This window comes from Variovorax sp. YR750, assembly GCF_900109805.1.
GTDB classification, from domain to species: domain Bacteria; phylum Pseudomonadota; class Gammaproteobacteria; order Burkholderiales; family Burkholderiaceae_C; genus Variovorax; species Variovorax gossypii.
The window spans coordinates 204,057-225,163 of record NZ_FOBJ01000019.1 but is presented as its reverse complement, the minus strand read 5'-3'; the positions used below and the strand labels follow the sequence as shown (position 1 = coordinate 225,163).

The 21,107-nt window shown below is 64.3% G+C and carries 16 protein-coding genes and 1 pseudogene; 11 read left to right on the top strand and 6 right to left on the bottom strand.

Annotation, left to right across the window (positions count from 1 at the left end):
* From BMY35_RS32405 to BMY35_RS32395, 3 genes and pseudogenes are all read left to right on the top strand, one after another.
* A pseudogene (locus BMY35_RS32405) lies at positions 1-291 on the top strand (electron transfer flavoprotein subunit beta/FixA family protein); the annotation flags it as partial.
* Between the two features lie 2 nt (positions 292-293).
* Positions 294-1,226, top strand: coding sequence for an electron transfer flavoprotein subunit alpha/FixB family protein (locus BMY35_RS32400; protein ID WP_093207435.1), 933 nt, complete (start codon positions 294-296; stop codon positions 1,224-1,226).
* A gap of 16 nt (positions 1,227-1,242) precedes the next feature.
* Positions 1,243-2,214, top strand: coding sequence for an NAD(P)H-dependent flavin oxidoreductase (locus BMY35_RS32395; protein WP_093207432.1), 972 nt, complete (start codon positions 1,243-1,245; stop codon positions 2,212-2,214).
* Positions 2,215-3,054: 840 nt separating this feature from the next.
* Here the strand turns inward: BMY35_RS32395 and BMY35_RS32385 are convergent.
* The gene (locus BMY35_RS32385) at positions 3,055-8,373 is read right to left on the bottom strand and encodes an NACHT domain-containing protein (protein ID WP_177213758.1); all 5,319 of its coding nucleotides are present in this window, start codon (positions 8,371-8,373) and stop codon (positions 3,055-3,057) included.
* Between the two features lie 680 nt (positions 8,374-9,053).
* On the opposite strand from BMY35_RS32385, the gene BMY35_RS32380 reads away from it, so the two are divergent.
* From BMY35_RS32380 to BMY35_RS32370, 3 genes are read left to right on the top strand one after another with little or no spacing between them, the layout of a single operon-like run.
* On the top strand, positions 9,054-9,641 hold the full coding sequence (locus tag BMY35_RS32380) for a TRAP transporter small permease (protein ID WP_093207425.1): 588 nt from the start codon (positions 9,054-9,056) through the stop codon (positions 9,639-9,641).
* Positions 9,638-10,936, top strand: coding sequence for a TRAP transporter large permease (locus tag BMY35_RS32375; RefSeq protein ID WP_093207423.1), 1,299 nt, complete (start codon positions 9,638-9,640; stop codon positions 10,934-10,936). Before BMY35_RS32380 ends, BMY35_RS32375 begins: the two co-directional genes overlap by 4 nt.
* Before the next feature lie 52 nt (positions 10,937-10,988).
* Positions 10,989-12,026 (top strand): DctP family TRAP transporter solute-binding subunit, encoded by a 1,038-nt coding sequence (locus BMY35_RS32370; protein WP_093207420.1) that lies wholly within the window; start codon positions 10,989-10,991, stop codon positions 12,024-12,026.
* A gap of 31 nt (positions 12,027-12,057) precedes the next feature.
* On the opposite strand, the gene BMY35_RS32365 is transcribed toward BMY35_RS32370, so the two are convergent.
* The gene (locus BMY35_RS32365) at positions 12,058-13,023 is read right to left on the bottom strand and encodes a GlxA family transcriptional regulator (protein WP_093207418.1); all 966 of its coding nucleotides are present in this window, start codon (positions 13,021-13,023) and stop codon (positions 12,058-12,060) included.
* Positions 13,024-13,145: 122 nt separating this feature from the next.
* Between BMY35_RS32365 and BMY35_RS32360 the strand changes: the two genes are divergently transcribed.
* The 3 genes from BMY35_RS32360 (at position 13,146) to BMY35_RS32350 (ending at position 15,878) form a co-directional block, all read left to right on the top strand.
* Complete coding sequence (locus BMY35_RS32360; protein WP_093207415.1) at positions 13,146-13,985, top strand: dienelactone hydrolase family protein; 840 nt, start codon at positions 13,146-13,148, stop codon at positions 13,983-13,985.
* A 245-nt stretch (positions 13,986-14,230) separates the two neighbouring features.
* Positions 14,231-15,310, top strand: a complete 1,080-nt coding sequence (locus BMY35_RS32355; RefSeq protein WP_256230244.1) for a nucleoside hydrolase — start codon at positions 14,231-14,233, stop codon at positions 15,308-15,310.
* 61 nt (positions 15,311-15,371) lie between these two features.
* A complete protein-coding gene (locus tag BMY35_RS32350) occupies positions 15,372-15,878 on the top strand; it encodes a hypothetical protein (protein ID WP_143080786.1) in 507 nt (168 codons plus the stop codon).
* 23 nt (positions 15,879-15,901) lie between these two features.
* On the opposite strand, the gene BMY35_RS32345 is transcribed toward BMY35_RS32350, so the two are convergent.
* On the bottom strand, positions 15,902-17,770 hold the full coding sequence (locus tag BMY35_RS32345) for a DUF1963 domain-containing protein (RefSeq protein ID WP_093207410.1): 1,869 nt from the start codon (positions 17,768-17,770) through the stop codon (positions 15,902-15,904).
* 61 nt (positions 17,771-17,831) lie between these two features.
* Entirely contained in the window at positions 17,832-18,275 is a 444-nt protein-coding gene (locus tag BMY35_RS32340; protein WP_143080785.1) for a surface-adhesin E family protein, read from the bottom strand.
* A gap of 209 nt (positions 18,276-18,484) precedes the next feature.
* Between BMY35_RS32340 and BMY35_RS32335 the strand changes: the two genes are divergently transcribed.
* Positions 18,485-18,859: a hypothetical protein gene (locus BMY35_RS32335; RefSeq protein WP_093207405.1), complete on the top strand. Its 375-nt coding sequence runs from the start codon at positions 18,485-18,487 to the stop codon at positions 18,857-18,859.
* 58 nt (positions 18,860-18,917) lie between these two features.
* Here BMY35_RS32335 and BMY35_RS32330 read toward each other — a convergent pair whose 3' ends face one another.
* Together BMY35_RS32330 and BMY35_RS32325 are read right to left on the bottom strand one after the other, a co-directional pair.
* A complete protein-coding gene (locus BMY35_RS32330; RefSeq protein WP_093207402.1) occupies positions 18,918-19,364 on the bottom strand; it encodes a hypothetical protein in 447 nt (148 codons plus the stop codon).
* A gap of 55 nt (positions 19,365-19,419) precedes the next feature.
* Positions 19,420-19,737 carry a peptidyl-tRNA hydrolase gene (locus BMY35_RS32325; protein WP_093207399.1) on the bottom strand — a complete coding sequence of 106 codons (318 nt, stop codon included), beginning with the start codon at positions 19,735-19,737 and terminating at the stop codon, positions 19,420-19,422.
* Between the two features lie 232 nt (positions 19,738-19,969).
* On the opposite strand from BMY35_RS32325, the gene BMY35_RS32320 reads away from it, so the two are divergent.
* On the top strand, positions 19,970-20,998 hold the full coding sequence (locus tag BMY35_RS32320; RefSeq protein ID WP_093207397.1) for an alpha/beta hydrolase family protein: 1,029 nt from the start codon (positions 19,970-19,972) through the stop codon (positions 20,996-20,998).
* The last annotated feature ends 109 nt before the right edge of the window (positions 20,999-21,107 follow it).

Here is a 21,107-nt window from a genome sequence, read left to right as displayed (position 1 = left end):
ACCGTCACCCGTGAAGTCGACGGCGGCCTGGAGACCGTTGCACTCACGCTGCCCGCGGTCATCACCACCGACCTGCGCCTGAACGAGCCGCGCTACGTGACGCTGCCGAACATCATGAAGGCCAAGAAGAAGCAGCTCGACACGGTCAAGCCCGAGGACCTGGGCGTGGACGTGAAGCCGCGCCTGAAGACCCTGAAGGTCGCTGAGCCCCCGAAGCGCGGTGCCGGCATCAAGGTGCCTGACGTTGCGACGCTGGTGGACAAACTGAAGAACGAAGCGAAGGTGATCTGAACATGACCGCACTTGTTATTGCCGAACACGACCACGCGACCGTCAAGCCCGCGACCCTGAACACCGTGACCGCAGCGCTGGCCTGCGGTGGTGATGTCCACGTGCTGGTGGCTGGCGCCAATGCCGCCGAAGCGGCCAAGGCAGCCGCCCAGATCGCCGGCGTTTCCAAGGTCATCGCAGCCGACAGCCCGAGCCTTGCTGAAAACCTCGCCGAGAACGTCGCGGCTCAAGTTCTGGCCATTGCCGGCAACTACAGCCACATCCTGTTCCCCTCGACCGCCAACGGCAAGAACGTCGCCCCGCGCGTGGCCGCCAAGCTGGACGTGGCTCAGATCAGCGACATCACGGCCGTGGTGAGCGCCGACACCTTCGAGCGTCCGATCTACGCAGGCAACGCGATTGCCACCGTGCAGAGCAGCGATGCGACCAAGGTGATCACCGTTCGTACGACCGGCTTCGACGCGGCAGCAGCCACCGGCGGCAGCGCTGCAGTGGAAAACGCTGCAGGCGTGGCCGACAGCGGCAAGAGCAGCTTCGTGGGCCGTGAAGTCACCAAGAGCGAGCGCCCCGAACTGACGGCAGCCAAGATCATCGTCTCGGGCGGCCGTGCCCTGGGCAGCGCGGAGAAGTTCACCGAAGTGATGGCACCCCTGGCGGACAAGCTCAACGCCGGCCTCGGTGCCAGCCGTGCAGCCGTCGACGCGGGCTACGCCCCGAACGACTGGCAAGTGGGTCAGACCGGCAAGATCGTCGCTCCTCAGCTGTACATCGCAGCAGGCATCTCGGGCGCGATCCAGCACTTGGCCGGCATGAAGGACTCCAAGGTGATCGTGGCGATCAACAAGGACGAAGAAGCTCCGATCTTCTCGGTGGCCGACTACGGCCTCGTGGCCGACCTGTTCACGGCCGTGCCGGAACTGGTGAAGGCGCTGTAAGCGAAAGGCCGCGACGATGAAGACCCGCATCACCGAACTGCTGGGCATCCGCTACCCGATCATCCAGGGCGGCATGCAATGGGTGGGCCGCGCCGAGCTGGCGTCGGCCGTGTCGAACGCCGGGGGCCTCGGCATCGTCACCGCGCTCACGCAGCCCACGCCCGACGACCTGCGCCGCGAGATCGAGCGCACGCGCACGATGACCGACAAGCCCTTCGGCGTGAACCTCACGATCCTGCCGGCCGTGAAGCCGCCGCCCTATGCGGAGTACGTGCAGGCCATCATCGACAGCGGCGTGAAGATCGTCGAGACCGCGGGCAACAGCCCGAAGGACTTCATCGCGGCGCTGAAGGAGCACGGCGTGAAGATCGTCCACAAGTGCACCTCGGTGCGCCATGCGCTCTCGGCCGAGCGCAACGGCGTCGATGCGGTGTCGGTGGACGGCTTCGAGTGCGCGGGCCATCCGGGCGAAGACGACGTGCCCGGCCTGGTGCTGCTGCCGGTGGCGGCGCGCAAGCTGCGCATTCCGATCATCGCGTCGGGCGGCATCGCCGACGGGCGCGGCATGGCTGCAGCGCTGGCACTGGGCGCCGAAGGCATCAACATGGGCACGCGCTTCTGCGTGACCAAGGAAGCGCCGATCCACGACAACATCAAGCAGGCGCTGGTGGAGGCGACCGAGCGCGACACCAAGCTGATGTTCCGCACCCTGCACAACACGGCGCGCGTGTTCCGCAACGCCATCTCCGAAGAAGTGGTGGCCACCGAGAACCGGCCGGGCGGCTGCGAGTTCGAGGACGTGCGCCCGCTGGTGGCCGGCGCGCGCGGACGTGCGGCGCTGGAGTCTGGCGAGGTGCACAACGGCGTGGTCTCGGCCGGGCAGTGCATCGGGCTGATCGACGACATTCCGACTTGCGCGGAACTGCTGGAACGCATGGTGCGCGAGTGCCGTGAGCATCTGGACCGGGCTCGGGGCTGGATGGACTGAAGCCCTCCGCTCACTCGCATCCGGGGGCGCTCAGGCCGACGGGGTACCTTGCTCCGCGAATGTCCCCCGGCCTTCGGCCTCCTCCTTTATTTCGCTGCGCAAGGCCCCCCATCGGCCTGAGCGTTGAGCGCCACTCCTGGCTCTGTTGACTGGCACAGCGCGGCTCACGACGCGCATGTGCAGCAGCGCATTGCGGAAGCTGCATTTGTTGGCAGTCTTCTCGACTTCGTGCTGTAGCAGCGGTTAGTTTGCCGGGTTCTTCTCTAGAGTGAATGCCCCTGTCACTCGATACCCCAACAAGGGGAGAAGAAAGGCGCAACACACCAAGCCACTACCGAGATGTTTGAAGGCTGCTTGCCTCGCGGCAGGTTGTCGGTGCGAAAGCACTGATGCAGATGCGAGGTATCAAAAGGCGACGGCCAGGGTGTTACGAGCACCCCAGCCGTCTAACCAAAAACGTGCAATCACCTCTAAGGAGCGCACATAAATGGCTACCAAGACTATAGCCCGGCCAACTACGCCGGTAGCTTCCGCAGAAACCGCCCAACAAGACCCGGCGGATCTTCTTGAGAACACCCTTACTCAGCTTGAAGCTCTACTGTGGGTTTGCCACGGGGAAGAGATCGACTGGTGTAGCGGCGATGGGCCTCGGCAACTGAACAACCTGCTTTGGCTTGCGGCTGAAATGGCTCGCAAAGCGGGGGAGTTGTTTCAGATGAGTGAGAAGGTGCGAAGCAGAGCGCCTGAGGCTGGTGGGTAGGGACTGGGCTTTGGGGTACTGACATACTTGCTCTGTGCTGTATGGCAGCTCAGGGTTTGGAATACTCAGCATCGCGCGTTTTACACAGTCGTGAGTCGGACCGAGCGAAACACTTCACTCAATTGAACGGCGGCCGCCCGGCGGTCGCCCATATCAACAAGCCTGTCGAGAGCTTTCAGCAGCATTTTCGCGGTTCCTACTGGCATGGGCTGCGTGCGCTCGCTGAAGCGCTGAATCAATCCGGCCAGCCGCGCCGGCAGTTGTGTGCCGCGCCATCCCGCTGGCGTTCCTTCGCTTCCAAACAGGTGCTCTAGGTTTGCCACGAAATGTTCGACAGGATAGTGTTTGAAGCTGCTCTCGCACAGGCTCATCCACGATTTGGCCACGAACGTCACAGAGCCGTGCGCGCGCAAGACCGGCTCGAAGACCGAGATTACGGCACCTACGTCTTCCCAATTGCCATTGGCGAAGCGAACCGCCCCCCCCGCGTACCCCATTTCAGCGAAGAACAGGTGCTGGACTATCTCTACCAACTCTCGCTCTGATCGCCCACCGTCGCCGGCATAGTGCCAACTATCGTATGCGAGCACTCGGCCCGCGATGACGGAAAGCAGTTGAAGGGCGACCTGCGGGACCTCGCGGGCGTCTGCGACTTGTGCCATAAGGTGACCAGAGAACCACTCGGCGAGGGCGCCGAAGGTCTCGTCATCGGTTGCCATGGCAGGCTCAAGGAAGCGCCGAGTACCCTCCTGCACCGACAGCCTCAAAGAAACCCTTGCGAAAAACTCATACAGATGGCGTTGCCATCCGTAGTAGCTCGGTCTGTACTGATCATCAAAGTCTCGACGTCCCGCAGCCCAAGACGGCGCAACGCGCTCAATGGTCCATTTGGCCAAGCCTTCGCACCAATCGAGGAATCGCGTGCGCTGCCCCAGGTCAGCCAACACAGCATCCACCGGGATAATGTCGAGGACTTTCTCAAGGAACTTCGTGTCGACGTGAAGTGGGTTGAGTCTCCACCGGACTTCGACCTCCCGGCCTCTGTGCCTACGCTTGGCGGCAGCTTCACCTTCCGAAATTGGCAACCAAGGCTCGGGCCATGTCGGCAACGCCGGCATAGAAGCCCCCGACTCAAGGCGCTCAAGCTCTGTCGTAATGATCTGCTGCACTCGCGCAAAGTGAATTGCCTGCGTGTTGTCGTTGGCTCCGTATCGAACTTCGACAAGGGCAATTTCTGTTGCGAGTCGAATACCTGCCCACGCGATATTCGGGTACTTGGTCCACGCGCTCAATAGGCCCTTGAGTGCTTCAACGGCGACTTCTTCATACGGATGCGCCGAGAGTTCCGTGAGGCCGGCTTGCAGCGACACTACATCCTCGCCTTCAGCAGCAAGGTCGAAGCATGCGTTCAAGCCCTTAGCCGCATACAAGACTGGGTGATGCATCAGTTTGGAACTTCGGACGAAGAACTGTTGCGGAACCTCAGGAATCACGGCTGCGCGAGCACAGACCTCAACAGCCCAATCCAGGTGCGCTTCGGCCCTCTCTCGCACGACGACAGCTGCGACAGCCGCGACAGCAGCTTGCTGTTGGTGCGCAGGCTCTGTGAACTCATAGCCAGTAGCAAACAGGTCTTCCGCATAGAGTTCTTTGGCTGCTTGTACCGCCGCATCAATGGTCAGCGACTCCTTCAGTGTGCCTTCTTGAAAGTAGGAGTACGCCCAGTTCAAGAGCGTGAGGTGCCGAGTCATCTCAGCATGCTTGGCTTGCATCGCCTCGATTTCTGGGCCAGTGGCTCTAGGGTTCTCGACCGAAATGAGCACCTTGGACTTGTCTTCACTCACTTCAGCCCGATAGTTCTCCCTCTTGCCAAGTTCAGCCCAGATCTCAGCTGTTCTGGTGAGTTCTGCCCGAATGTTTTCGTTATTGCGTTCCTCCGCATAGTCGAAGGGCAGGTCTTGCGGGAAGCGCTGTATGGCGGCGGCGGCTTGTTCGCCTATGTCTCCCCCTCTAAGCAGCATGAGGGTAGCCAGCGAGCGAATATCCAAGCGACGCACTGGCAGTTCGTTACCCGCCTTCACAGCTAGAGCGTGCGGCTTCTCGTGAGGCTTTCCGAACCCAATGAGGTTGGCCATCTGAGACATGTCCTGGATATGCCGTTGGATGTCCCAGTGCCATAGTCGCTGGTTCGTCGCGATAGGAAGACTCGTCGCGGAACTGTGCTGCGCCTGCAAAACGACTGCGGCGGCGACAGCCAAGGCGCCAATAGACTTGTGCCCTTCAAGAACCGCACGGAGGACGTCATCAACCGGAACGCCCTTTTCGAGCTGCCGGAACGCCCAGGCCTCCAGAGCCATCCAGCCCGTGTTTACCGCCGATGGACCAAAGTTTCCTCGAGCGCCTTGGTAGAGACGCCTGTCCCCCCAGAACACCTGTTTTCCCCAAGGGAACGTCAGCACGAATGGGATAGGTGTGCCGTCCCGCTCGTACGACAGACGGTGGAGTTGCCGCCACGCTCGAATAGAGTGGTTCGCGAGCTCGCGGACTAGCCTTCTACCCTGGTCTGGCGCTTGGTCCAGAAGCGAATGGAAGGGCTCCCTGGTCGGGGCAGCGGGAAAGAAACTGAACTGGTCGTCTATGGACAGATGGTCCCATTCGAAATGGCTAAAGCTATGCGGAACCAAGTAGTCACGGCCTCGCATCTCGTTCTTCACCTCCGCGGGTAATCGCCGGCGTACCACTGAGAGCGTGAAGTCGACTAGTTCTTCCGAGCAGACCCTGGCGAGATAGGGTGCTTGCATGAACACTGCTTGCACGGCTTTTCGAGGCACGTGTTTCAGCTTACTCAAATCGCGCAAGTACTGGGTGACCAATACGCGTTCCGCGAGCGCGGCATTCAGGATCAAGCTGCGAAGTGCGGACTCAAGCTCCTCTAAGGCGTCTCGTTCATCCCCTAGGTCTCGCCATGTGCCGCGATCGAGGGAAAAGTCGCGGTCGTGAGTCTGGCGCTCAATGTGGTACAGCCAAGCCAAACAGGTTTGAACGATGCGCTCAGACACCTTGTTGCGAAATCCGGCGAACATGTTCTGCCAAACATCGAACGCGGCTACAACGTCAGGGATCACGTATGCCGGCAGCTCTGCTGCGTGGTTCAACAGCCAGTCGCAAAAACGTGCCCACGCAGCAACATCGGACGGATAGCCGAGCATGTCCGCATAGAGCATCCGCTTGGCCAAGTCGAGGTCCGGAACGTCTGTACGCTCAAGGATGGTGGTATTGGGCTGGGTCTTCTCAGCCTGGTACCACACCACCAGCTTGCGAACCCTGGAGTGAGCCGAATCGAGTAGCGCTTGGTTGAAAGCGCCAGAGTATTGTGCAAAGGTCTCCAGTGAGAATGGCCCGGCCAGCCATGCTCGGAGCCACTGCGAACGAAGCTCTTGATTGCCCTCCAGAACGGTGAGGTACTTGGTCCAGTTCTCCCCGTGCGCGAGCTCTGCCTGCGAGAGCAGTTCGACAACTCGTCCCAGCGCTGGCGGCTCTCCGACTTCGCGAATGACCTGCGGCCAGTTCTCGTCCATCCTGACCAAGTGCTGCAAAAACGCCCACTCGAAGAAGATGTCATGAGAGAACTGAACGGTGTGCCCCGCTCTAACCGAGCGCACGATTCCGTCGGACTCCAACTCGGCCAGCACCTGGGCGTCGAAGTCAGCAATGGGAATTCGTCTGCCGAGTTGGTGCGCGCCGGTGTTGGCCAGCTGCACCAAGGCATTGCGTCGATACCCGACGCGAGCGGGGTCGGCCGCGTAGCCGCCACGCTGCCACCAGAGAGCTGCGAGGTCGACTTCTGAAGTAGCCCGGGGGCCGGCCGTCTCCACTTCCTTGGCAAGTACCGCTGCGAAGAACGGCCTGCGAACCACTGCACGGACAGCGTCGGAGCCGAAAAGGAGGGCCCGCAGCGCTGGCTTGGCCTGGGCAAGCATCTCGGCTTCTCCATCGTCGAACGACTCGACGGTAAGCGTTCGCACGCCGGCAGAAAAGAGGGGCCCGGGCAGCCAGGTGCGCAACGGCTCCATACCCGTGTCTCGGACCGTGGCAACAACGCACCAGCCGGAAAGCAGGGAGGAAGTTCGAATTGTATTGAGCAGGTCGAGCAGCACGCCGCGGTGCTTGACTTCGATACGGTCGATACCGTCCACAAATAGCACGCTCGAGCCAGCGGCGGCGATGTCAACCAAGAGCTCTTCCAGGCTGCCATGCGAGATGCCGGCTGCTGCCGCGTACTGCGCCCATGTGCCGCCCCGAAGCCGGTCTGCCTTGAGGAAAAGGACAGGACCGGCCGTTGCGAGTTGCTCGACCGCTGCGCGAAGAACCACCGACTTGCCGGCGCCCGGCATTCCAGCAATCTGCACGAATCCAGGCGACTTGACTGCTTCCAGCGTGGCCTGGATATGCTTGTTACGAGGAACACTTAGGCCGGCAATGCTGTTGGCAATCTCCGCTGCGGCAAGGCGGCTTTCCTGCGCAATTGCTTGAAGAGTTGCTTGGGAACTTGGAGCACCGGATAGGCGGAATGTGCCGTTAAGCCGAGCAACGAGCGTCTTGCGATCGAAGCTGGCGGCCCTACCCTGTGAGACACGCACAAGTGCCAACAAGCGGCGCCAAAGGTCATCGGCCCGAGCTCGATCTGGGGGCGCCAAGGTGTTCCCTAGGGCTGCGACTGTCCGAGCCTCCTCGGGTGAGCCCTCGGTAAGCAGGTCTAAGCGTATGAGGACGAAATGGCCAAGCAACCTGTGTGTTGCGGCGTCGAGTTCTCCGGGAGCGATCTTGGTGGAAAGGATGTTCCGAACGCTTTCGTATTGAGTCAGCTTGCTCCCTGCGGCGCCCTCTGTCTCCAGCTTGCGCAGAAAGTGTTCCGATGAACTCTCCGCTCGAGCCCACTCACACAGCGTTTCGAAGCTTCGTTTGCTCGCATCTGAAATCTCACCAACAATCGCGCCGACCCTATCTAAGGTTTGCTGGAATCCGGCGGCCGATACGGTCTCGTGCGCGCGCTCGATGGTCTCACGGAAATCTTCGTTCCCCTTCGCAGCGCTGATGACGAGCTTGCGCTTGACTTGCGCGCTGAAGGTCATTGAGACGTGGTCGATACCGGCAGCGCGCACGATGAGGTCGTCTAGTGGCTGCCCAAAAGAGCCTTGCTGCACGGAGACATGAGTCACCATGCGGCCTGGTAGACCAGCGGCTGTGGACTCGCCGAGCAAGGCAGCGGCATAAACAGCAGAGACGGCGTCTTCAAAGCTAAAGCCTTGGCCCCCTGTCAGTTCCGGAGACGTGCCGCCGGCCTCGGCGTGGTGCGAACTTGATGAGGCCTGGTTTGGGCCAACTTGCTCCGCGCTCATGGGTGAATGGCAACGCTGCATTGTTGGCGGCAGCGAACAGTTGCAACCTTGACAAGCAAGCTCCGGTGGGCGTCCGTATCGACAGGTTGGCTCGGCACGTTCTCTCCTTCAGTCCAAACCTGAGGATACCTCCGCTGTCCCTGAAAGATTGGGCGCTCCATTTACGTTCAGCACCGCGAGGCTGCGAATGAGGCCACCGTCTGCTTTCGGCACTCAGGACACACCGAGATCGGTCTACGCGAAGACCCGACCGACACCCTGCGGGACGTCCTGCCAGTTGACCGGATTGACGAGCGCCACGCTCATTCCTGAGCAATTGCTCTTCCTCGGAAGCGAACATTGAATGGAGTGATACCAATGAGGACCGCCGCGGCACAAGCCCTTTGGACTTCTGCTCATCCACTGCCCGCCTCTCACGAAGCTCAGTGGCATCCCCTACACGCCCATCTTCAACCCGCCACAGCACTCCAACCACAACCCCCACAGCCGCACTCCCCGGCGCCCTGTACACACACCCTGAAAACACCCCAGCAAGCCAGCCGGCTAAGGAAACCCCCGATACATGAATGGTCATGGACCCCCTAGCATCGGTAACAGTTTCCCTGTCGAGGTGTACGGAACGCGTCCCGGCGTCCGCCCGGTGACATGGCGTTCGTGCGTGCCTCACTGACCATCCTGCGATGACAACTCCACCCGAGTCCGGCCCCACGCTGGACGCCGCCAGCCCCATTCCCCCCGACATCGAAGCCGCAGACGAACCGACCAAGGTTCCCCTCGCAATCGAGGACTGGCTCACGGTCATCATCATGGGCGCGCTGGCGCTCATCACTTTTGCCAACGTCATCGTCCGCTACTTCACCGATTCTTCCTTCGCCTGGACGGAAGAGTTCTCGGTGTTCCTGATGATCATGCTGGCGCTGGTGGCCGGCTCGGCCGCGGTGGCGCGCGACCGGCACATCCGCATCGAGTACTTCTCCGAAAGCGGCTCGATGGCGCGGCGCAAGCGGCTGGCGCAGTTCGGCGCGCTGATGATCGCCGTGCTCTTCACGCTCATCGGCGCGCTCAGCATCCGCATGGTGTGGGACGACTACCGCTTCGAAGAGACGACGCCCGGCATCGGCCTGCCCTCGTGGTGGTATTCGATCTGGCTGCCCATCGTGTCTTTCGCCATCGCGCTGCGGGCCATAGGCCTCATGATCCGCCGCGGACGCGAGACGACGACGCACGGCGACGCTGAAGACAACAACAGCAAGGGCGACGCATCGTGATCGCCACCCTGCTCTTCGTCGCCTTCGTCGTGATGATGCTGGTGGGCGTGCCCATCGGCGCCGCGCTGGGCCTGGCGGGTGCCGCCTGCATTGCGCTGGCCAACAGCGACGCCCAGTGGTTCGGCCTGCTGGCCGTGCCGCAGAACTTCTACGCGGGCCTGGGCAAATATCCGCTGCTGGCCATTCCGATGTTCGTGCTGGTCGGCTCCATCTTCGACCGCTCGGGCGTGGCGCTGCGCCTCGTGAACTTTGCCATTGCCATCGTGGGGCGCGGCCCCGGCATGCTGCCGCTGGTGGCGATTGCGGTGGCGATGTTCCTCGGCGGCATCTCGGGCTCGGGCCCGGCCAATGCGGCCGCCGTGGGCGCGGTGATGATCGCGGCCATGTCGCGCGCGGGCTACCCCGCTGCCTATTCGGCCAGCGTGGTGGGCGCGGCGGCGGCCACCGACATTCTCATTCCGCCTTCGGTCGCCTTCATCGTCTACTCGGTGCTGGTGCCCGGCGCCTCGGTGCCCGCGCTGTTCGCGGCCGGCATGGTGCCCGGCGTGATGGCCGGCCTGGCGCTGATGATTCCGGCCGTGTGGCTCGCCCGCAAGCACAAGATGGGCGCGCTCGAGGCCACGCTGCCGCGCCCGCCTTTCTGGAAGAGCTTTCGAGAAGCGACCTGGGGGCTGGCGGCGCCGGTGCTCATTCTGGGCGGCATGCGCGCGGGCTGGTTCACGCCCACCGAGGCGGCGGTGGTGGCGGTGTTCTACGGCCTCTTCGTGGGCATGTGCATCCACCGGACCATCAAGGTGCGCGACCTGTTCGTGATCTTGCGCGAGTCGGGCGAGCTCTCGGCTGTGATCCTGCTGGTGGTGTCGCTGGCGGGCATCTTCGCGTACTCGCTCTCGACGCTGGGCGTGATCGACCCGGTCACGCGCGCCATCGTGAACTCGGGGCTGGGCGAGTACGGCATCCTGGCGCTGCTCATCTTGCTGCTCATCACGGTGGGCATGTTCCTCGACGGCGTGTCGATCTTTTTGATCTTCGTGCCGCTGCTGCTGCCCATCGTGCAGTACTACAAGTGGGACCCGGTGTGGTTCGGCGTCATCCTCACGCTGAAGGTGGCGCTGGGCCAGTTCACGCCGCCGCTGGCGGTCAACCTCATGGTGTCGTGCCGCATCGCGAAGGTGCGCATGGAAGAAACCGTGCGCTGGGTGGGCTGGATGCTGTTCTCGATGTTCGTGGTGATGGTGCTGGTCATCATCTTCCCTGAGCTCGCGCTCTGGCTGCCGCGCAAGCTCGGCTACTGATTCATTCTTTCGTCCGTCCCGTCGCAGAACCATTATTAGGAGAGCCTTGATCATGAAATTCCGCCGCACCCTGCTCGGCCTTGCAGCCGTTGCCACCGCCCTCGGCATGTTCTCGTCCGGCGCCATGGCGCAGGCCGCCTACAAGCCCGAGTACAAGATGTCGCTGGTGCTGGGCCCGCCCACGCCGTGGGGCCAGGCCGGGAAGATCTGGGCCGACCTGGTGAAGGAGCGCACGCAGGGCCGCATCAACATCAAGCTGTACCCGGGCGTGTCGCTCATTCAGGGCGACCAGACGCGCGAGTTCAGCGCGCTGCGCCAGGGCGTGATCGACATGGCCGTGGGCTCGACCATCAACTGGTCGCCGCAGGTCAAGCAGCTCAACCTGTTCTCCATGCCCTTCCTGATGCCCGACTACGCGGCCATCGACGCGCTCACCCAAGGCGAGGTCGGCAAGGAGATGTTCAAGACGCTCGACAAGGCCGGCGTGGTGCCGCTGGCCTGGGGCGAGAACGGCTTCCGCGAGATCACCAACTCGAAGAAGCCGATCAAGTCGCCGGCCGACATCAAGGGCATGAAGATCCGCGTGGTGGGCTCGCCCATCTACTCCGACATGTTCACCGCGCTGGGCGCCAACCCCACGCAGATGAGCTGGGCCGATGCGCAGCCCGCGCTGGCCAGCGGCGCTGTCGATGGCCAGGAGAACCCGCTCTTCCTGTTCACGGTGCTCAAGATGCAGACCGTGGGCCAGAAGTTCGTGACCACCTGGGGCTACGTGGCCGACCCGCTGGTGTTCGTGGTCAACAAGGAGATCTGGGCCTCGTGGACGCCGGCCGACCAGGCCATCGTGCGCCAGGCTGCCATCGACGCGGGCAAGGAAGAGATCGTCATCGCGCGCAAGGGCCTGGTGGAAGCCGACAAGCCGGTGCTCAAGGACATCGCCGGCATGGGCGTGACTGTGACCAGCCTCACGCCGGCCGAGCGCGCCGAGTTCGTGAAGGCGACGCGGCCGGTGTACGACAAGTGGAAGTCGACCATCGGTGCAGACCTGGTGGCGAAGGCCGAGCAGGCGATCGCCGCGCGCAAGAAGTAATCCAAGTAATGCTGACGGCCGCCGCGCCTGCTCAGGCGCGGTAGCGGCTGGGGTTCGCTCCGGCCACCTTCTTCATCAGGCGCCGCAGTGCAGTGGCGTCCTGATACCCCACTGCCCCCGCCACCTGCTCGACCGTCATGCGGCTGGACTCGAGCAGCGCGCGGGCGCGCCGCAGCCTCACACTCTGCACCAGCGCCTGCGTGCTCTTGCCGGTGGCCTTGCGGATGTGGCGCGAGAGCGTGCGCTCCGACATGCAGAACTCGCGCGCCAGCTCGCTCACCGCCGGCGCCTCGGGCAATGCCGACTCGACCCGCGCCGCGAGCCGCGCCACCAGGTCGTTGCCGCTGGCCAGCACCTCCGCCGCGATGAACGGTGCCTGCGCCTGGCGCCCGTCGATCAGCAGCATGCGCGAGACAAGATCGGTGAGCGCGCTGCCGCAGCGCTCGCGCAGCAGGTGCAGCATCAGGTCGGTCTGCGCGAAGGCGGCGCCCGCGGTGACGACGGGGCCATCGGAGCACACCATGCGGTCGGCATCGACGGTGCAGTCGGGCGACATGCGCGCGAGCAGAGGCGCGTACCACCATGAAACCGTCGCGCGGCGGCCCTGGAGCAGGCCGGCGGCATTCAACAAGAACACGGCCGAGCACGAGGCCGCGACCTGCCCACCTGCCTTGGCGTGGCGTGCGAGGCCTGCGATGGCTTTGAGCGCGTCGTCGCTTTCGAGGCATCGGCGGATCTCGCCGGGTGTGTTGAGGCCGAGCCCCGGCACCACCCAGGTGGAGCGATCTTCGCGGGGGCGCACGGGCATGCGAGTGGTGTCCAGGCTCATGCCGGCGCGCAGCTGCACCGGGCCGCCGTTCACCGAGCACACCCGCCAACGGGGCGGCGCGACGCCTGCGCGCGCGGCCATCGCTTCCGCGGCGCCGAGGATGTCCATGGTGACCGCGACGCTGGAATTGAAGGCGCCGGGCAGCACCAGCACGGTGAAGTCATGCATCTGGATGGTTGGCCGATAAAGCCTGAAAGCAGTCGAATTGGACACTGCCATTCTGAAGAGGCCGAAGGTCCAATACAAGCTTCACGGCTTTCGCACGACCTGAACGGCAAAAAGGAAACCCCATGGCACAGCAACGCTCCATGAACGAAGACGATCCGCTCGACGACTTCAGCGCGCGCCAGATCGCGCTCGACGACATCGAGAAGAAGGTCTACGTCATGGGCCAGGGCCCGGCCGTGATCGTAATGACCGAGATGCCCGGCATCAGCCCGCACGTGGCGCGCTTCGCACGCTGGGTGCGCGACGCGGGCTTCACCGTCTACATGCCTTCGCTGTTCGGGCGTGATGGCGCGGTGCCCGGCGCGGAAGAAGGCATCGCGGTGTTCAAGCGCGCCTGCGTCAGCGCCGAGTTCCGCGCCTTCGCGGCCAACGAGTCGAGCCCGGTCACGCAGTGGCTGCGCTCGCTCGCGCGGTTTGCGCATGCCGAGTGCGGCGGTCCGGGTGTCGGTGCGATCGGCATGTGCTTCACGGGCAACTTCGCGCTCTCGATGATGCTGGAGCCCGCGATGCTCGCGCCGGTGGTGTGCCAGCCCTCGCTGCCGATGGACAAGCCCGAGGCCACGAACATGTCGCCAGACGAGCTGGCCTCGGTGCGCGAACGGCTGGAGCGCGAGGACCTGACCGTCATGGCCTACCGCTTCGAGGGCGACAGGCACTGCAGGGCGCAGCGCTTCGCGGCCTTCTCGCAGGCGCTGGGCGAGCGCTTCGTGGCGCGCGTGCTGCCCGACAGCGCGGCCAACACCAATACGCCGCCCTTCTTCGCGCAGGTGGTGGCGAGCCCGCACAGCGTGGTGACGGCGCACCTGATCGATGAAGCGGGGCAGCCCACGGTGGCTGCGCGCGACGAGATACTTGCCTTCTTCGCGCGGCGGCTGCGGCCGTCCGGCTCCGGCGCGGCCTGAGCAAGCGGCGCTTTCGCAACACGCGGGGCGCGGCCTCGGGCACGGCGGATGAAACCTCTTCGCCGTGCCTTGCGCACTTTCAGTTTCGGCCTTTCCGATGCGCTAACGCCTTGGTATGCGCAATGTTGCGGCCACGCGCGAGCGCATCGAAAATGCCTTCGCGATCCGGTGTTCGTGCCGCGCGATGCTCTGGCAGACTGATTCGAGAGACGCTTTTTTCACAGCGTCCGCAAGGAGTCTTCCCCATGCATCCCAGGCCCGCAGCACTGGCGCTGCCATTGCGCCTCGCCGCGCTCTTCCCGATTCTTTTTCTCGGACTCGTCGCCCTCTTGACCGCCAGCTTCATCGCCCCGAAGGCCCACGCCGCCGACGCCACGCCGGCAACGACGCACACACTCATCATCGACACCGACCCGGGCGCCGACGACGTGATCGCGCTGCTGTTCGCCATGGCTTCGCCCGAGCAGTTGAAGATCCAGGCGCTCACCACCGTGGCCGGCAACGTGCCGCTTTCCAAGACCTCGCGCAACGCGCGCCTCGCTCGCGAATGGGCGAAGCGGCCCGACATCGCCATCTATGCCGGCGCGCCGCGCCCGCTGCTGCGCACGCCGATCTACGCGGCCGACATCCACGGCAGCGAAGGCATCACCGGCGTGAAGGTGCACGAGCCCAGCCAGCCGCTGGCCGAAGGCAACGCGGTCGACTACCTGATCCACACGCTGCGCGCAGCGCCCGAGAAGAGCGTGACGCTCGCGATGCTCGGCCCCGAGACCAACCTCGCGCTGGCGCTCACGCAGGCGCCCGACATCACGCGCGGCCTGCGCGAGCTGGTGCTCATGGGCGGCGCGCATTTCAACGGCGGCAACATCACACCCACCGCCGAGTTCAACGTGTTCGCCGATCCGCACGCGGCCGAGATCGTGCTGAAGAGCGGCGTGCCGATCACCATGCTGCCGCTGGACCTCACGCACAAGGTGCTGACCAGCCCCGAGCGCATCGCCAAGCTGCGCGGCCTCGGCAACCAGGCCGGCAAGACCGTGGCCGACATCCTCGACGCCTACGTGCAGCACGACATGCAGTACTACGGCCTGCCCGGCGGCCCGGTGCACGACGCCACCGTGATCGCCTACCTGCTGCAGCCCTCGCTCTTCAGGGGCCGGAAGGTGAACGTGGAAGTCGACAGCCGCGAAGGGCTCGGGTTCGGGCAGACGGTGGTGGACTGGTATGGCGGGCTGAAGAAGCCGGCCAACGTGAACTGGATCGCGGAAGGGGATGCGCAGGGGTTCTTCGATCTGCTGACGCAGAGGATTTCGCGGTTGCCTTGAGTCGAGCAGCATGCACAGACTGGCCGCGCCCGACCTTGTCGCCCTTGCCACACTCGCACTCATGAGTTCCATCCCGCCCGCTCAAGCCGCTCGCCCCGCCGCCGGTCAGGAAGTCGACGAATCGCGTTTGATCGAGCTTCAGGTCGAGCTTCCCCGGCCGTGCATCGCCGTGCCCGGCGGACAGGCCACGGTGCTGCTTCCGCGTCGCGAGCTGGAGCGGCTGGCCACCGGTGCGCCGACCGCATGGACCACCGAGGCCGAACGGCAGGCGCTCATCCAGGGACGAAGGGCCGCCGCGCTGCTGAAGGCGACAGGGGCAGGATCGACTGCCGATGCCAACGGCTGCCAGACGCTGCAGGGCCCTGCCGATTCCGACGCCCAGCACCTGGTCGCGGACTTCCTGGAGCGGGGCGCCGCGTCGGTCCTTCTCTCCGGCAAGGCTCAGCCTCGGATCACGGTCCGCTACCTCGGCTCGAAGTGCGGGCCGACCTGCGGCAGGGGCGACATCCTGTTCCATGTGCCGGGCGAGCCTGGGCCGTTCTTCGCTGTGTCGTGGTGGGTATCCTGATCGCTGTCGTCTGAGCAACGACCTCAGCTGCTCTCCAGGCTCCAGTGCACGCGGGAGAAATCGCCTAGCGCCAGGTCCTTCTCGTGGATGCTGAAGGTGAAGGTGCCCGCGTCCCAGAAGCAGAAGCCCGGGTTGCCGTCTGAGCAAAGCGTCAGCAGGTTGACCCACTCCACGGGCAGCCCGCCCTTCTCGCGCGATGCCTGTTCCTGCGGGTTCTCGTGCTGCGTGAAGACGTGGGCGTTCATCAGGTGTGCGGCGTTCCGACGCTCGCCGTCGCCGGCCAGCTCGGCTTCGAGCGCCCAGTAGGCCTCCTGCAGCGTGTCGTCCCTGTCGATCTCCAGCAGCATGGCGTCCTCGCCCAACAAGCGCCCGTTGCCGGCGTTGTAGAGATTCGGCAAGGACACGGTGATGTCGACGCTGGCCTTGTAGCCTTCGTAGGCATCGGACACGCTGCAGCCGTCGGCGAATTCGGCGTCTTCCGGCCACGCGTGCGTGCGCAGCGCGTCAGCCGGCGCATCGGAATGCAGCACGCACACGGCGTCGCCTTCCTCCTGGCCTTCGCCGAAGAAATAGAGGCGGCCTGAGCGCGGCAGCCACGATTGCATCGAAGCAATATCCGCCAGGTCGATCTGTGCGTAGAAGCGCCAAGGCTTTCCGTCGGTCGACGGGTAGTCGATGCCAGGCGGCAGGTCAGGCCTGCCGCCGATGCGGGTGTTGCCCAGGCTTGCGTAATCTTCGGATTCCACTGTGCGCAGGCGCAGAGCCTGGCGCGCATGGCGCAGGAGTGCGTCTGCGTAGCGCTGGAGGCCGTGCCGCGCCAGGGCCTCACCCAGCAACGCCACATGCGTCGGGCTTCCGCGCGCCATGAAGGCCTCGCGATCCACCACGGCCTCGACCTCGGGGCGGTAACGGATGTCGCGGAACAGGGCTTCGTTCTTCCTCTCGATGTCGACCTTTTCGATGTTCTTCAATGAGGCCGGCAGCGATTCGAAGGGGTTCTTGTTGATGCTGAGGTGCGTGAGGGCCGGCAGATTGCCCACGGACTCGGGCAAGGTCGCGAGCCGGTTTCCGTCGAGCAGCAGGCGCTGCAGGCGTTCGAGCCGCGAGATGCTGGCGGGCAACGCCTCGATGCGGCAGTGCGCAAGCGAGAGCACTTCCAGCGATTCGAGCGCGCCCAGGCCCTCGGGGAGGTGGGAAAAGACCGGGCTGCGCAGGTACAGCTCACGAAGCCGGGTCAGCGTGCAGAAGGATTCCGGGAACGCGGTGGCCGAATTCGCCGTGTCGGTGCTCCACGAATGCTGAAGCGACAGGTGCTCGAGCCGTGTGAAGCGCAGAAGTTCGTCGCGCCACCGCCCATCCCATTCGCGGATGAGCAGCCGGCGCACGCGCTCGGGCGGAGCGGCCATCGCCTCTTCGAAGCTGCCGTAGGTGTAGGGGCGCAGCTCGACCTCTCCCGGCGGGCAATGCCACACCACATGCACCGGCACGCCTTGCGCGTCCGTCTCGTAGTCGTGCCGCAGCAGGCCCTGCAATTCGACGCGGTCGGGGCGCAGGTCGATCTCGCCGAAGAAGCGCGTGCCGAAGGCGAAGCCCTTCTCCCAGAGCGCGAAGAAGCCGTTCGTCGGCTGGTTCTGGAGATAGCTGATGCGCCGCTGCGGCGTGTCGTGGTTGTCGTAGAAGTAGAAGGTCGAAGACCGGAACGAAGGGGCGATCCAGCCGGCCGCGGGGTTGTCGAAGCCCTCCGGGTCGAAGGGCGGCGTGTGACGTGACCTGTCGTAGCCGACCGGCCGGCCCTTGAGATGGAAGGACATGCCGCCGTCCTCGAATGCGACCTCCGTCTCGGGGTCGAACTCGAATGCGCACTTGCCGATCTGGAACTTGTTGATGGACACGAGGGCTCCGCGGGGAAACTGGCCGCCGAGCCTATCAGCAGGCGCGAGGGCGCGATTGCGATCAGCGCGCCTGCGCGCACACGTGCTTGAACACGATCCCGCTCACCGTGGTGGGGCCGCCGACTGCCTTCCACTCGGTATGCCGGCTGAGGTCGATGTCGTGCACTTCCAGCGGTCCGTTGTGGCTCACTACACGGCGCGCCTTTTCGCGCGCGCCCTTGCAGTCGTAGTCGTAGAGGTAGCGCGAGGTGCGGTACGGGGTCTTGCCGACGTCGGTCTGCAGTTCGTCATAACGGTAGAGCGTCCAGGCTTCCACCATGCCTTCGTGCGGGCGGATGGAATCGCGCTGCAACAGCACCTTCTTGCGGGGCGTCGATGCGATCTCGGTCCAGTTCTCGGCGGACTGTGCCGGCAGTGCCGCCAGCAGGGTCGCCGCCGCGCTGGCCGATGCGACGAGGCGGAATACCGCCGCCGAGCGATGCAAGGATCGATTGGGTCTTCTCATCCTTTTCTCCTCCGTGTGTGCGGGCCGCGCTATCGGCGCCGCCCTCTTGCCACGGCACGAGCATAGCTCCGCACTTCGGCCGGCCACTTGGCGCCTTCTCTCGCGTACTCCGCGGCGGAAGGGGATGTGCAGGGATTCTGCAATCTGCTGACGCAGAGGGTTTCGCGGCTACCCTGAGCCATGCACCACGGGCATCGGCGCGACCTGACATGGGCGGCGACTACCATCGCGCAATGCCCACCTCAAACACGACGGATCGATCTGCGTTCTTCAACTGGATTTCAGCGGGCATGTTGATGGGCGGTCTTGCGCTGCCGCTGGTCGCGAAGGCAGTCGAGCCGGGCCTCTGGTCGCTGCTCCTCTACTCTCTCTCGTTGCTCTGCTGGCTCGTTCTGCCCTTGTGGTATCCCTATTCCGTAGTGAAAACAGGGGTCCTCGGCGCGAGGTACAAGGTTTTCAGGCAGCAGGAGCCCTACAGGTTCTGGCTGGGACTGGCGACCTATGAAGTGCTCCTGCTTGCCTTGGGCACTGTGATCGCGCTGCCCGTGTACGTCGGGCTCGTGAAAAGCCAGATACCGCAGTGATGCGGTATTCGACCCAGGGGAAGTCCGCATCCAGGACGAGTCTTGCCCGCGGCACCGCCTAGACCTTGATGCCGCGGAATGCGATGACACGGCGCCAAGGCTCCATGCGTCCCAGCACCGCATGGATCTCATCCGTTGGAGAAACGGCTCCAAGAACAATTGGCTCCGAGTGCGCGGCCTTGACGATGACATCCTCAGCGAAGGCCGCGACAAGAAACTCGGGACGAACACAGTTCTGACCTTGCTCCGGAAAGCTGACGAGGCGACTGAACCTGAAGTCGTCCGGTATGGGCAGCCTGGCATTGAGAAACCAATCCTCGGCGGCCGCGACGACCTGCCACGGGCCGGCGGAAAGTCTCTTGACAGTCGTTGCACCAAGGATCCGTGCACCAGTGACCAACTGCTCGGCAATGCTCTCCAGCGTGACTTCACCTCGGGTAAAGAACATCGTCGGATGGGCGCGGGCCCATTCTGTTGGGGAAACCGTGATCTCGGTGATGCTCATTGCTTTCAGGTTCCATCCAATGGGGCCGAACAAGTTACTGCGGTTCAGGGCCGGTTCACTGCGGCGGCGGCTCCTTGTAGAGCCGGAGGAACCTGAACATCTTTGGCCATTGTTCCCGAGGCTTGAAAACGATCGCCACCTCCTGATTGCCGAGGGCTGACTCGGTCAGCACCACGTGATCGGCAACCTGCTTGGCATTCTCGAACTCTTTGGCGTTTGCCTTGCAGACAGCCTTGAAAAAGGGGCCCGAGAGCCATTGCTGCGTCTCCGGCTCGTTCTGGAACTTGAGATAGCCGGCCAAGGATGCATGGGCAACAGCGACCATCGCGAAGCCCAGGGGAATATCGTCCCGAACAAGGATGTACATCTTCATGCGTCTGCTGGCACCACTGGCGTGATTCTCTTCAGTCGGGCCCTCGATTCTCAGGCAGGATTTCTGCGATGACTCAGGTCAGGAATGCGGCTCACCGCACAACAGGCGAGTTGCGCATATCGCTGCATCCGGTCATTTCGCACCGCCTTTCACGCACTTCGTCGCAATCCCATGGAAATGATGCGGTGACATCGCGACCATCCGGGCTCCACATTCACCGAGGAGATCTGCGATGCGAAAAGCCCTTGTCCGGCCCGCCCTGCTGCTCGCCAGCAGCCTGCTGCTGTGCTTCCAGGCACTGGCCTCCGAGGCCGGCTGGCGGCAAATCCGCATTCCAGGCGCAGCGCCCGACGACGCGCCCACGGTGGTCGCGCTGTACTACCCGACGCAGGCGCCCGCACGCGCGACGGCCATGGGGCCGTTCACGGTGCGGGCGGCCATCCAGGCAGCGCCCGAAGACAAGGTCAAAGGCCTGATCCTGCTGAGCCACGGCCTCGGCGGCACCGAGCTGGGCCACAGCAGTCTGGCCGAGGCGCTCGCGCGGGACGGCTACCTGGTCGCGGCGCTGCGCCATCCGGGCGACAACTGGCAGGACGGTTCGCTGCTGAAGAAAGGCGCGGCCGCCTACTTCGGCGAGCGGCCACGGCAGGCCTCGCGGGTGATCGATGCGCTGCTGCAGGATCCGCTATGGAAGGACCGCATCGCGCGCGACGAGCGGGGCTATCGCATCGGCGCCCTGGGCCATTCGGCCGGCGGCTACACGGTGCTGGCGCTCGCGGGCGGCCAGGCCGACCTGTCGCGTATCACCACGCATTGCACGAGCGAACGCGCCGCCGATCCGATCTTCTGCGGCGTCAACCGCGGCGACGCGCCGCCTGCCTCGCTGCTTCCCTCGTTGCGCGACCCGCGCGTGCGCGCGGTAGTGTCGATGGCTCCCGCGGGTGTTCCCTTCACGGCTTCGTCCCTCGCGCAGGTGCGAGTGCCCACGCGAATCTACGAAGCCGAGCGGGACCGCTTCCTGGTGCCGCGCTTCCACGCCGAATGGGTGGCCAGCAACATGCCCGCGGCCGAGCTGCGCCGCATCCCGAACGCATGGCACTTCGCGTTCATGGACACGCCGTCCATGCCCATCCAGACGCCCGACGGCAACATCGCCGACGACCCGCCGGGTTTCGACCGCCAGGTGTTCCTGGCGCGGCTGGGGCGCGAGATTCAGGACTTCTTCGACAAGGCGCTGTCCGGGGAGGCCCGCCCGCAGTGAATGGCGCTTGCTCGGGCCGGCCCTGCGCTCGATCCTGAGTCCAAAAGAAAAGGCCATGCCGTCGCCGGCATGGCCTTTTCTGTCGCTTGCTTGCTCCAGGCAGGCAGCG